Origin of the sequence: Providencia burhodogranariea DSM 19968 (assembly GCF_000314855.2) — a bacterium.
GTDB lineage: Bacteria > Pseudomonadota > Gammaproteobacteria > Enterobacterales > Enterobacteriaceae > Providencia > Providencia burhodogranariea.
In genome coordinates this window covers 1744593-1756887 of sequence record NZ_KB233222.1, presented here as the reverse complement: position 1 = coordinate 1756887, position 12295 = coordinate 1744593, and the positions used below count along the sequence as shown (strand labels likewise).

The 12295-nt window shown below is 37.5% G+C and carries 13 protein-coding genes; 4 read left to right on the top strand and 9 right to left on the bottom strand.

Features of this window, described 5'->3' with window-relative positions:
* Positions 1 to 17: 17 nt before the first annotated feature.
* Positions 18 to 578: a helix-turn-helix domain-containing protein gene (locus tag OOA_RS07485; protein WP_008911538.1), complete on the bottom strand. Its 561-nt coding sequence runs from the start codon at positions 576 to 578 to the stop codon at positions 18 to 20.
* Positions 579 to 660: 82 nt separating this feature from the next.
* Between OOA_RS07485 and OOA_RS07480 the strand changes: the two genes are divergently transcribed.
* Both OOA_RS07480 and OOA_RS07475 read left to right on the top strand, forming a co-directional pair.
* Entirely contained in the window at positions 661 to 1317 is a 657-nt protein-coding gene (locus OOA_RS07480) for an AzlC family ABC transporter permease (RefSeq protein ID WP_008911537.1), read from the top strand.
* Positions 1318 to 1319: 2 nt separating this feature from the next.
* Entirely contained in the window at positions 1320 to 1640 is a 321-nt protein-coding gene (locus OOA_RS07475) for an AzlD domain-containing protein (RefSeq protein WP_008911536.1), read from the top strand.
* 92 nt (positions 1641 to 1732) lie between these two features.
* On the opposite strand, the gene OOA_RS07470 is transcribed toward OOA_RS07475, so the two are convergent.
* Together OOA_RS07470 and OOA_RS07465 are read right to left on the bottom strand one after the other, a co-directional pair.
* Positions 1733 to 1921: a YegP family protein gene (locus OOA_RS07470; protein ID WP_008911535.1), complete on the bottom strand. Its 189-nt coding sequence runs from the start codon at positions 1919 to 1921 to the stop codon at positions 1733 to 1735.
* A gap of 268 nt (positions 1922 to 2189) precedes the next feature.
* The gene (locus OOA_RS07465; RefSeq protein WP_008911534.1) at positions 2190 to 2513 is read right to left on the bottom strand and encodes a hypothetical protein; all 324 of its coding nucleotides are present in this window, start codon (positions 2511 to 2513) and stop codon (positions 2190 to 2192) included.
* 422 nt (positions 2514 to 2935) lie between these two features.
* Here OOA_RS07465 and OOA_RS07460 point away from each other — a divergent pair, with 422 nt between their 5' ends.
* On the top strand, positions 2936 to 3940 hold the full coding sequence (locus OOA_RS07460) for a luciferase-like monooxygenase (protein WP_008911533.1): 1005 nt from the start codon (positions 2936 to 2938) through the stop codon (positions 3938 to 3940).
* Positions 3941 to 4054: 114 nt separating this feature from the next.
* Positions 4055 to 4936, top strand: coding sequence for a LysR substrate-binding domain-containing protein (locus tag OOA_RS07455; protein ID WP_008911532.1), 882 nt, complete (start codon positions 4055 to 4057; stop codon positions 4934 to 4936).
* On the opposite strand, the gene OOA_RS07450 is transcribed toward OOA_RS07455, so the two are convergent.
* The 6 genes from OOA_RS07450 to hxpB form a co-directional block, all read right to left on the bottom strand.
* Complete coding sequence (locus OOA_RS07450; RefSeq protein ID WP_008911531.1) at positions 4925 to 5641, bottom strand: sulfite exporter TauE/SafE family protein; 717 nt, start codon at positions 5639 to 5641, stop codon at positions 4925 to 4927. The genes OOA_RS07455 and OOA_RS07450 overlap by 12 nt on opposite strands.
* 313 nt (positions 5642 to 5954) lie before the next feature.
* A complete protein-coding gene (locus OOA_RS07445) occupies positions 5955 to 6341 on the bottom strand; it encodes a YkgJ family cysteine cluster protein (RefSeq protein WP_040691197.1) in 387 nt (128 codons plus the stop codon).
* Positions 6342 to 7332: 991 nt separating this feature from the next.
* Positions 7333 to 8208: a leucine-rich repeat domain-containing protein gene (locus tag OOA_RS07440; protein ID WP_008911529.1), complete on the bottom strand. Its 876-nt coding sequence runs from the start codon at positions 8206 to 8208 to the stop codon at positions 7333 to 7335.
* Between the two features lie 549 nt (positions 8209 to 8757).
* Positions 8758 to 10149 carry an L-cystine transporter gene (locus OOA_RS07435; protein ID WP_008911528.1) on the bottom strand — a complete coding sequence of 464 codons (1392 nt, stop codon included), beginning with the start codon at positions 10147 to 10149 and terminating at the stop codon, positions 8758 to 8760.
* A 188-nt stretch (positions 10150 to 10337) separates the two neighbouring features.
* Entirely contained in the window at positions 10338 to 10913 is a 576-nt protein-coding gene (locus tag OOA_RS07430) for a metal-dependent hydrolase (RefSeq protein ID WP_008911527.1), read from the bottom strand.
* Positions 10914 to 11104: 191 nt separating this feature from the next.
* Complete coding sequence (gene hxpB / locus OOA_RS07425; RefSeq protein ID WP_008911526.1) at positions 11105 to 11770, bottom strand: hexitol phosphatase HxpB; 666 nt, start codon at positions 11768 to 11770, stop codon at positions 11105 to 11107.
* Positions 11771 to 12295: the final 525 nt, after the last annotated feature.

Below are 12295 nucleotides of genomic sequence, written 5' to 3'. Positions count from 1 at the left end.
ACTTTTATCATTTTGATTTAATTTTGTTTGTCGATAATCATAACGGCCATCGTATTGGGTTCGAGTGCACGCATAATATGCGGTTCATCCCCGCGATAATGAATATAATCCCCCGGATGAAGTTCAACAGGGTTATCCAATGGGCCAACCATGGCACGTCCATGCATTAATATAATATGTTCACTCACGTCTTGCATATGCGGCTGAGAAATGCGGTCACGCCCAGGCTCTGCGACGATAGTATAGATATCACGCTGTGAATTAGCTGGAGCGGACGAGAGCAAGAATGCCATATAATTAGCATGCTCAGCACTGGTTTTAATACCCTGACCATGACGAATAAAAGTCACGGGTTCTTGTTTATCTTCGATTAGTCGTGAAAAAGGGACATCTAAAGCAACACAAATAGCCCATAAAGTTTCTATGCTAGGGTTACCATTTCCTGATTCTAATTGAGACAGTGTCGATTTAGCGATACCCGCCTGACGAGAGAGTTCAGAGAGTGAGAGGCCGCTTTTTTGTCTTTCTCTAACCAGTGCCTTGGCAATTAACGCGATAGGTGGGGTAAATGAGCTCAATTTTAATTTCCTATTTTGATTGCGCTTTTTAATAATGACCGACATAATGAACGAACGTATTATATATAGAACGATTTAAATTATGTTTACTTCATCACTTAATAATAACACGATAAAAAATATTGTATTAGTTTGTATCGCAGACTTAATTGTGGGCATTTCTTATGGTGCATTAGCGCACTCACAAGGTTTTGATCTTTGGGTTCCTTTAACACTCTCAATTTTAGTGTTAGCAGGGGCGTCAGAATTTCTTTTTATTGGTGTGATTTTTACTGGTGGTAGCCCAATTTCTGCTGCATTAGCAGGGCTGCTGGTTAACTCTCGACATATTCCATTCAGCTTTGCGGTGAGTGAGCTTGTAGGAAAGGGGCCTAAAGCGCTTTTGGGTTATCACATCATGAACGATGAAAGTGTTGTATTTGGTTTGGCGCAAGAAAGTGATAAAGAGAAAAGAGCGGCATTTTGGTTATGCGGAATAGGTATTTTGATTTGCTGGCCTGTTGGCGTGCTGATTGGTGAGGGTGTAGGCAGTTTTATCCAAGACACTCAAATGTTTGGAATGGATGCCATGTTCCCTGCGATTATATTAGCGCTTTCGCTACCTGCATTGAAAGATAAACGCCTGCGCTTAGCTGCGATCGCAGGTGCCATTATTGCCGTCGCGACAACACCGTATTTACCCGCAGGGATCCCGGTGTTAATGGCGTTATTAAGTCTAGTTATTTATATTAGGAGCTAGTAATGATGGATAACCAATGGCTGATTTTAGGTGGTATTTTATTGCTGGCGGTAGGTACTTACTTAATGCGCGCATCAAGTGCTATTTTTAAAGGAAAAGTCGTTTTATCGGACAATACTAAAACATTATTTTCTGCCGCAGCGATTGTCATTTTATTTTCTGTGGCTGTGACATCTACTGTATTTGAAGGTAATCATCTTTCTGATATCCCAAAAATTACAGGGGTATTGGTTGCAGGTATTCTTACTTGGTATAAAAAACCATTCCTTGTCATTGTGTTATCAGCTGCAATTATTACTGCATTACTACGCTTAATTTTCTAACCATAGAAATGAAAAATGCCCTTGCCAATTCAACAAGGGCACTTAATTTATAATGAACCATTAATCGTATGTTTATTCAAAATAAACAGTAATTAGGTAGTGAGATCTTTGATCTCGTCTGTTGCGGCATTTTTCTTGACGGACGCAATCCCTTTTAATGCAGCTTGTTTGGAAGAGTACATTTCACTATTTGCGATGATTTCGTGATTCGCGGCTTTAAGCACAAAATAGTATGGTTGATTTGTATCTTTTGTCGATTTCTTAAGTTCGAAATAACCCATGATTAGCTCCAAAAGTAGAATAAAAGCGGTATCAAAGCAGTGGTTATTCCATCTGCTTTTCTTAAGACTAGAAAGAAATAAGTAATTTTACTAGTTATTGTTTGAGTTTTATTTAGATGCAAAAAAAAAGCCTCTGAAAATAGAGGCAATCGTAGGATTAATACATTTAATTTTTATCTGCTTAAAATAGCGAATCTGAGCGATGAACGCTATTCGATTATAGGTATTGCTCTAAAAGGTAATACCTATAAGCATGTTAATGTAATAGCTATTGTGCAGCTGGTGCTGTAGTCGATGCTGTATTCGTCGGCTGTTTAGCATTATTTCGATTTATTTTATTGAATTCAGGAACTTCAACGATAGTCATTTTCACCATATAACTCTTACCATCTTCTGTTTTTGGTGCATCGTTAATTAATTTTTTTAATGTTTCATTTGGCGTTGTTGTCTGCTGAGTAACGCTATAGACCACATTAGGATGACCTCCCATTTGATGGCGTGGTGATTTATTCTCTGGGGCATTAGCAGCTACTGCCGCAAACCCAACTGACATCAGCATAATAGCAAGTAAACTTGAATTAATTTTCTTCATTGATATAGCCCTCTTTGTTTGCAATGACTGAGATATTCTATGAATTAGTTTCAGGTCGCAATCGCTTTTACTTGCTTTGACTGAAGCTTCACATTTACTGCACTATCTTCATATTTTCTGCTTATTTGCCGCAAATAGCCTAATATTGAAATAAAATTGGTTCCTTTTACGTTAAAACATTAATCATCTTAATTATCTATAATTGTTAAGCGAATCTACGTTGATGTGTTCCTAAACGAATGATTTTCGTTGCAGTCGTTATAAGTACTCATCGTTAATGAAAATAGGAAATAAACATGAATATGCAACTTGGTAAAAGGCATCAGTTGTGCGGTGGAGGGTTGCGTTACTGGAGAGTAAAGGCGGAATCGATTACGATGGTTAAATGATGAAATAACAAAATATTAATAAAGTGAGCCGTTATGTCAGATAAACAAATTCCGTTTTCAGTATTAGATCTCGCACCAATAACACAGGGTTCTTCTGCCAAAGATGCTTTTTTTCATTCTCTTGATTTGGCGAAATTAGCTGAAAAACTGGGGTATCATCGTTACTGGTTGGCTGAACATCATAATATGACAGGCATAGCGAGTGCTGCGACATCTGTATTAATTGGTTATCTTGCGGCAAATACTACGACATTACACCTTGGTTCAGGTGGTGTTATGTTACCTAATCACTCGCCGTTAGTCATCGCAGAGCAATTTGGAACATTAAATGCACTTTATCCTAATCGTATAGATTTAGGATTAGGTCGAGCACCGGGTAGTGATCAGCAGACAATGAGGGCATTGCGTCGTCATATGAGCAATGATATTGATAATTTTCCTCGTGATGTTGCTGAATTAGTTAACTGGTTCGATGCGAAAGATCCAAATCCTGCTGTTAGGCCTGTTCCTGGATATGGTGAAAAAATTCCTGTGTGGTTGTTAGGTTCAAGCTTATACAGTGCACAACTTGCAGCTCAAATGGGCTTACCGTTTGCGTTTGCTTCACATTTTGCGCCTGACCTGCTGTTACAAGCTCTACACGTTTATCGCGAAAATTTTAAACCATCTGCTCGGCTCGAAAAACCCTATGCGATGGTGTGTATTAATATTATTGCCGCTGATACTATTCGTGATGCGGAGTTTTTATTTACGTCGATGCAGCAAGCTTTTGTTATGTTACGTCGTGGTAAAACTGGACAATTACCCCCGCCAGTACAAGATATGGGGCAATTATGGTCTCCGTCAGAGCAATTTGGTGTACAGCAATCACTTGGTATGTCACTCGTTGGCGATAAAGCAAAAATTCGTCATGGGATAGCATCAGTACTACATCAGACGCAAGCCGATGAAATTATGGTGAATGGCCAGATATTTGATCATCAAGCTCGTCTATATTCATTTGAGTTAGCTATGCAAGCAATGAAAGAATCAGTGTGATGTTTTAACGATTGTCGATCTTTCTTGCTGATATCAAAAGGAATTATCAATAGGGATTAATGAAATAAAATAATCTCTATTGATGCTGATTTGACTGTAACAATAAGGAAAACCATGCGTTTTGATATCACGGATTTACGTTTATTTTTGAATATCTATAAAGCAGGAAGTATTACTGGGGGAGCCAATTTATCGCATCTCAGTTTGCAATCTGCGAGTGAACGTATTCGGGGTATGGAAAGTGAGCTTGGTGTCCTATTATTCACCCGAACAAAGGTAGGAGTGACATTGACGAATGCTGGCCTTTCTCTTGTCAATCACGCGAATACGGTATTACAACAAATTGAACATATGCGCAGTGAATTGCAGCAATATAGCAAAGGGTTACGTGGGCATATTCATTTATTAGCTAACTCTTCAGGTCAAACTGAATTTTTACCACATAAAATAGGTCGTTATTTACATCAACAGCCTAATATCTCACTTTCTGTGACGGAGATGCCAAGTACAAAAATAGTGAGCAATATTAATAATCAAATGGCTGATTTAGGTATTGTCGCTGACTCAACGGCACTGAATGGTTTAGATCACCGTACTTTGTGTGACGATCCACTGATTGTTTTCGTTCCCCTAGCAAGTCCTTGGACAAAATGGGACTCCGTCAGTTTCTCCGATATTGTGAATAGTGAATTTGTTGGACTGACAGAAGGAATTGCTTTGCAAGATCACCTTGATGAGCATGCGAAAAGTTTAGGAACCCGGCTGAATTACCGGGTTCGAATGGCCACGGTCGATGGTATAATGCAGGTAGTCAGTCAGGGGGGTGGTCTAGCCATTATTCCTCAGCAATCCGCGCTTCGATTTATAGGCAACTATCAAGGCAAGTTGATCTCTTTATCGGATACTTGGGCAAAACGTAAGTTAGTTATTTGCGCCCGAAACTTTGATCAGCTCCCTAACTATGTAACCGAATTTATTGATTTTTTATTTGAATAACATATACCCACCTAATGCAATTAATCCAATGAAAAAGCAGCGTTTAAATGTTCGCTCACTCATTATTTTTCGACAATATTGACCAATATACATGCCAATAAGCGCCGGTATTAGTGCGATAATTGATAAATAATAGTCAACGCCATCGAAACTATTATCGTGAGAAAGCTGTAGAGCGAGTGCAATAGTGGATGCAGTGAAAGCTAAACCAAGCGCCTGAATAAGTTCATCTTTATTTAATTTCAAAGATTGCAAATAAGGTACAGCAGGAATAACAAAAACACCTGTTGCTGCGGTGATAGCACCAGTAAAATAGCCGATAAAAGGCGATAGCCATTTTTCTAAGTGGGAAGGGTAAGGTAGTTTCTTTGTTGTTATTCCTAAGCAGCCATATGTAATAAGAATTGCACCAAGTGTAGGTATCGTCCATGTTGATGAAGCACTCAAACTGGGTAAAAAGCTCCACAATGTGCCAATAAATATACCGACAATAAACCCCCAAAGACGTTTGATTAAGGCAATAAATTTAGGCCCAATGAATAACTGCCATAAGTTAGTTACCAATGAGGGAATGATCAATAAACTTGCCGCAATAGCAGGTTCCATTGTTGTTGATAATAGTCCCATTGCAAGGGTTGGTAGCCCTAAACCAATTACACCTTTTACAATACCAGCAAGTAGAAAAACACCAAGAATAATTAACATAAACAAACCGTTGTATAAACATGAGAACTAAACAGTAATTAATTTCATGAAATAAGCCTATACGGATTATTTTGAGAGGGGATAAGGAAAATACAGAGCCTAAGGAATAATGTATGGTTAAGTTAAAGCACATAGTGATTTAATTGTTTTGAAAAGCGACATCAAGTGGTTGGAATAAAAGGTTAGTTCAAGGCTGATAGATAGAATATATTTAGAAATAAAAATCAATATTAACGAATAATAAAAATCCAAGGTTGAGATATAGTGATAATAGCGTCTCGAGATAACCCAGATTTCTCTGGGTCATAGACGGCTAACAAGCAATTTGAGGAAGATGAGGTTCGAGTGGGGGGAGACCATAAGCTGCACGAGCGCGATCACAAGCTTCATTATGTATACCATTCAGCCATGATTGATCAAATTCACGACACGGAGTAGGTCTTTGTGTGTAAATAGAGCAGGATACACATTCACCAACCGTGCCTGATAGTGCTGTACAGCGAGTATTGCTTTTTTGGTTGGTACCTTTCATGCAACTCATAAAAGGCGTAATTTGTTCAGTTAATTCTTGTGGTACTAACCCGCCGCCACTCTCACTTTCTGCCCAATAAAAAGAGACACGAAAATAAGCACAACATGCGCCACAATTCACACAGGGGTTATCTGTAGGATCAGTTTTGAGTATATGAATCTTGGTCATATGGTTATAGAATTCTATATTAGGTTGATGATTAAATAAATTAACGTTTACCGGCAATAAAGCTATAAAACTGAAATTATATATTTTCTTTTTTTTCAATGTGTTGTTCTTTTATGGGGATGTTTTTAATGTAGATGAACTATAAAAAATAATTATATTTTTAAGTTCATTTTATAAGCAATTAAAATCTTCCCCAAAACCACACCAACATTCTTCCCCAAAATAATACGGAAAATAGACTAATCAAATTACAACAGTTTTCCCTTTTTTACTACGGTCATTGTTGTAATTAAAAGCCTATCTGTAATTCTCTTGTGATCAGCCTATCATTGATAGCCCATTCGAGTACGCTGAGCTACTTTTCCGTGCAATGCACACTATAAAACTAATCAATAGTTATAGTAAAACGGCATCATATATACAGGCTATTTTATGGTTTGATCCACTATTAGCAGCATACGGGAAATTAAAACCAGGAAAAGTAAAATAAGCCATAGAGTTTTTTAATGATGGTAGCCATGAGGCAACCATCTGGGGGGATAGATAAATTTAGTAATATTTATAGATATATTTTGTATTGCTTGTAATTCTAGGTTCAAATCCTGAACGGATATTTGTGGTTATCTTCGTTAAGCAATTTTTATGAGGATCTTTTCCAAGCATTTAACAACAATGGTGGTATTAAGCTTGTCATTATCGTACAGTTCAGTCACTATTTCATCCAGATAATTTTTTGAATCATAATTATATTTTATATTTCTTGTCAGTAATTTTGGCTTGATTACTGGTTAGTTTTTACTTTACTCACTGTACTTGTTACTTCTATGTTTACGCTTATTAAAATATTCAAAGACTTAGTTGATTTAATTCTACAAATGTTATTCATTGAGTTGCATTGCTAGTGATTTATCTCGATACTTATCATTCAATGCCTCAAGGTTTCCTAATTATAAGTTCAAGAAATATCTAATTTACTGAACTAATTCATGTGCTATATAAATACAACACAGCCATTATCTTGAAGTTTTTTTATGATTGAGGGCTCTTTATTAAAAGAATTCCAGCGTAAATCAAGCTTTGCAAGATTGGGTAAATTATCCATACCATCAGGTAAAGACTGTAGTTGGTTGGCTCGTAGATCAAGATACTCAATTGATGAAAGGTTGCCAATTGAGTCCGGGAGCTTAGTTAATTTATTAAATCTAAGATTGATAGAACTGATTCTTTTTAGTTTTGATATATTTGGAGAGATTTTTTGGATTGAGTTATTGCTTAGATCAAGAATTTTCACTTGAGTTAAAGAGCTAATATCATCCGGAATATCTGTAAGTAAGTTATTCATTAAGTGTATTTCACGAGCACTAGAAAGTTGCGTTACGGTTCCTGAAATATCTGTTATTTGATTGTTATATAACCTAACTTCCTTGATGTTTGCTAGCTTAGGCAACCAATCAGGAAGCTTATTTAAATTATTATCAGTGGCATTGAAGTATAAAAGATTTTTTAGTTCTGCCAGTGAATCAGGTAGATAGTCAATTCCATTGTCACTTAAATACATAAACTTTAAATTTTTAAGTAAGCCTAGCTCATTAGGAATATCTGTAATTTTATTATGCCCTAAATCGAGCATCTCAAGTTGCGTTAAATTAGCTATTTCTGTTGGGACTTTAGTGAGTTGATTGCAAGACAAGTTAAGTACTTTTAGGTTGATACAGTTACATATTTGTTGAGGAAAAGTAGTTAAATGATTGTGATAAGCGCTTATTACTGTATATGAAAAAGGTGAGTGTATTAGCGCGTTTATATCGGTATAGTCATTAGAGTCTAAATTTAATTTTAACTCAGATGTGGAATGTTGATGCAGCATAATTCCTCCAATTTCTAAAATAAAGATAGCTTTATGTTGCTATCTTATTAGTCTAATAAATAAGGTTACATTATAACTTTGAATAAGGCTATCAGCTAATCTCGGGTAGCCTTTTTATTTGTGGATAATATTATGTCAAATATTCAATTCAAAATATGAGTTGGTACAACGGATCTAGATAAAGTTGACGTTCAATTAAAACGTATTGCTTGGATTGATAGTTGAGGCAGGATTAAAGCAGCCAGCAAGTGGAGAGTTTAACTATCATCATGTTTTTCACTTGCTGAAACAGTTAAGTATTCCTTAATGGTGTTTTCATTTATCAGGCACCAATTTTTAAAGTTAAATCAGGTATTCACTATAAAGAAAGCGAAAAGATTACAACAGCTAAGCCGGATAATATTAGAGCTGAACTAAAAGAAACTATTGCGTTTAGGTATATAGAGAGCTAAGCACTGAGTTTGATTTGCGTGATGAAGCGGCTCCCAAATTTCAAACAAAAAACCTGCCGCAGAGGACAGGTTTTCCGTAAGGCATAGTTTGTGATAGTTAAACGTGCTTCAATTCACCATCATCATCTTGATTGTAGATAGCTTTATCTGTCTGGCCCATTAACTGGCTTGTCACTGTACCGGCAGTCATAGAACCACTGACGTTTAGTGCTGTACGACCCATATCAATCAACGGCTCAACAGAAATCAGTAATGCAACAAGTGTGACTGGTAGCCCCATTGCAGGCAATACAATCAGCGCTGCGAATGTTGCACCACCACCGACACCCGCAACACCAGCTGAGCTAACGGTGACAATGCCGACTAAGGTTGCAATCCACAGCGGATCAAACGGATTGATACCCATTGTTGGTGCAACCATTACAGCTAACATTGCAGGGTAGATACCAGCACAACCATTTTGACCAATTGTGGCACCAAATGAAGCTGAAAAACCGGCGATCGATTCTGGAATACCAAAACGACGAGTTTGCGTCTCGATGTTCAACGGAATACTTGCTGCACTTGAACGGCTGGTGAAAGCAAACGTCAGCACTGGTCCAGCTTTCTTAAAGAACTTAATTGGGCTTAATCCAGTGAACAAAACAAACAGCCCATGCACGACAAACATCAATGCGATTGCAACATAAGAAGCAATAACAAAGGTGCCTAAGTTAATAATGTCTGACAGGTTAGAGCTAGCAACTACTTTGATCATCAGCGCCATCACACCATATGGTGTTAAACGCATAACCAAACGAACCAATTTCATTGCCCAAGCTTGTAACACATCAATAGCTGCTAATGCTTTTTCACCGCGTTCTTTATCATCTTTAAACAATTGCAGTGCTGCAACACCTAAGAAGGCAGCAAAGATAACCACACTAATGATTGAAGTTGGATTAGCACCAGTCAGATCAGCGAATGGGTTTTTCGGAATAAATGACAGAATCAACTGCGGAACAGTTAAGTCAGATACTTTGCCGACATACGTATTCTGAATTGCGTCAAGACGTGCTGTTTCGACTTGTCCTTGAACCAGACCTTCCGCGCTTAATCCGAATAGATTCGCAACCAAAATACCAATTAGAGCGGCAATTGCGGTAGTTACCAGCAGTGTCCCGATAGTCAAGAAGCTGATCTTGCCTAATGACGATGCTTTATGTAAACGTGCAACCGCACTCAATATAGAAGCGAAGACTAATGGCATAATCACCATTTGTAATAGCTGAACATAACCATTACCGACGATATTAAACCAAAGAATGGAGTCTTTTACCGTTTGGTGGCCGCTGCCGTATACTAAATGTAGCACGACACCATACGCGACACCGAAAACTAGACCCAGTAAAACTTTCTTCGACAGGCTCCAGCCTTTTGCCCCAAGTTTTGCCAACAGTATCAGCAGTGCTACAAAGACGAGCACATTAATTATTAAAGGAATATTCATTCCGAACTCCAATCGCAGTTTTTTGAATTATGTTATTAGTGCTTTAAGCCCTATGACCTTAAAGGTTATAAGTAATCGGCTCATCCTAACAACTGGTTATATGTTATCAGCAGATAAAACACAATTCTTATAATGAAACGTAATATCATATGAAGATTAGTGCTTGCAGTATATTACAAAACTTATTGTTATATAGGTATGCGTATATCTAGTTGATTATGAATATATTTTATTATGTTTTCAAATTGGGAATGAAAATCAACACTGTATCCCATCGGTAATAAACAAGCACAAACAGTCAAAACAATGGCAATAAAACGCTCTGCCCGCTTATTTGATTTACTGCGGAGTATGGGTAAACAGAACCGAAATGGTATAGGCCATAAGAAGGGAACACCAGAAGGTGTAAGCATATCAGCAACCAAATGGCTCATGTATCCGAGCAAAAATGCTTGGATTAAATCATTAGGAATATTCCACTGGGAAGGGAGCCATTGATAACAAGATATCAGCAATATCAACCAAGCAACTAAGCTGTGAGTAAATCCTCGATGCCCACATAATTTTGATATGGGAAGTGAAAATATACGTAATAACCGACCGAGTATAGAAGAAGGATGATCGATGTCAGGAAGTAGAGCACCCAGCAAGACGCCTGGCACCATATGCAACCAATCACCTTGAGTGAACTCAGGTGTTAGTTCTAGCTTATGTGCCATTATTAAAGAGGCTACAGAAAAAAGCAGGTGCCCTTCAGCGGTCATGGTGGATAAATTACCATCTGTTTATCTATACAGTGAGGAGGGAATTATAAAGTGTTTAAAAAGAATATGATAGGGTTAGAAATGCAAAAAACTCTTAGTTATTAGGAAATAACCTCAGAGTTTTATACTTTTGTGCGATATCCCTATCAAAAAGTGATAGGGAAGAGCGGAAAAAAATAATCAAATGATAATTAACGTAAATATTTTTCGGTTAACTCATTGAGTGAAGCTAGTTTCACATCGGCAAGTCCCCAGCGAGGATCATTAAAATGTTGCTTGTCAGGGATCACGATAGAGCGCATTCTCGCTGCTTTCGCTGCGATCATTCCGTTAAATGAATCTTCTAATGAGACGCAATGAATAGGTTTTGTTCCCAATAATTTCGCTGCGTTCAAATAGACTTCAGGGTGCGGTTTACTGTGCGCTAGGTCAGCAGCAGAAACAACAGCAGAAAAGTAGTCGCGAATGTCGAATAAATTCAGAACTTTCTCGAGCATATATAGAGGTGATGCAGAGGCAAGTGCAATATTTAGGTTCATTGAACGGCATAGCTCAAGCGCATGCTGTACACCAGGAAGTAAAGGGCGTTGTTCTTCAACTAAGCCAACGACACGGTCAATAATCATTTGTGCGACTTCTTTTTCGCTATGACCTTGCCATGGAGATGCTTGATACCAAAGTTCGACAACATGGTCGATGCGTAATCCCAGTGTATCAGGTAATTTATCAGCGATGGAAACATCTACGCCAATTTGTGTGAAAATCTCAAGCTCTGCCTGTGCCCAAAAAGGCTCTGAGTCAATTAGCAAGCCATCCATATCAAAAATAACAGATTGGATAGGTAAGTTGTGGTACATGTCAAAACTCCATTCATGTATGTGTGATCTTGCTATATTTCAAATAGCTATCTTCATTAGGATGACTCAATTATTACATCAAATAATTGGTTAGCCTGTTGCAAATAGCTTGAAATCATTAGCCCTTTAATGAGTTTAGTAGTGTAGCAAGTCATCGCCTAATTATATACCCATCATGGCTGTCATACTTCAAGCAATATCGTTGTTGATGCACTCAGCTACCCAAGCCACCATATTCGTGTAGGCTTTTTGGGACAATACAAATAATTTTATTGGTATCTCAGCGATCTGATCTTTGTTTATGGCGCTAAATTCAAAAAACACGGGATAGAAAAATCTGAAATGATAATAAAGTTAGAATGATTTTCTTTATTGTAATACTTCAATTAAAAATAGCTGGGTAGGTGAAGTACATAGGGATGTTTGCGGCTTTGAGCTGATAATTCTATTAATAATAACGACTCTACAACTTGAAATATGTAGAAGATACGGACATCCATTATGGATATTAATCATTGTAAACTT

Excerpts from the sequence above, each read along its gene's own strand:
- OOA_RS07475 (WP_008911536.1), top strand. The coding sequence starts at position 1,320 with ATGATGGATAACCAATGGCTGATTTTAGGTGGTATTTTATTGCTGGCG.
- OOA_RS07440 (WP_008911529.1), bottom strand. The coding sequence starts at position 8,208 with ATGCTGCATCAACATTCCACATCTGAGTTAAAATTAAATTTAGACTCT.
- OOA_RS07480 (WP_008911537.1), top strand. The coding sequence starts at position 661 with ATGTTTACTTCATCACTTAATAATAACACGATAAAAAATATTGTATTA.
- OOA_RS07465 (WP_008911534.1), bottom strand. The coding sequence starts at position 2,513 with ATGAAGAAAATTAATTCAAGTTTACTTGCTATTATGCTGATGTCAGTT.
- OOA_RS07445 (WP_040691197.1), bottom strand. The coding sequence starts at position 6,341 with ATGACCAAGATTCATATACTCAAAACTGATCCTACAGATAACCCCTGT.
- OOA_RS07450 (WP_008911531.1), bottom strand. The coding sequence starts at position 5,641 with ATGTTAATTATTCTTGGTGTTTTTCTACTTGCTGGTATTGTAAAAGGT.
- OOA_RS07455 (WP_008911532.1), top strand. The coding sequence starts at position 4,055 with ATGCGTTTTGATATCACGGATTTACGTTTATTTTTGAATATCTATAAA.
- OOA_RS07435 (WP_008911528.1), bottom strand. The coding sequence starts at position 10,149 with ATGAATATTCCTTTAATAATTAATGTGCTCGTCTTTGTAGCACTGCTG.
- hxpB (WP_008911526.1), bottom strand. The coding sequence starts at position 11,770 with ATGTACCACAACTTACCTATCCAATCTGTTATTTTTGATATGGATGGC.
- OOA_RS07430 (WP_008911527.1), bottom strand. The coding sequence starts at position 10,913 with ATGACCGCTGAAGGGCACCTGCTTTTTTCTGTAGCCTCTTTAATAATG.
- OOA_RS07460 (WP_008911533.1), top strand. The coding sequence starts at position 2,936 with ATGTCAGATAAACAAATTCCGTTTTCAGTATTAGATCTCGCACCAATA.
- OOA_RS07470 (WP_008911535.1), bottom strand. The coding sequence starts at position 1,921 with ATGGGTTATTTCGAACTTAAGAAATCGACAAAAGATACAAATCAACCA.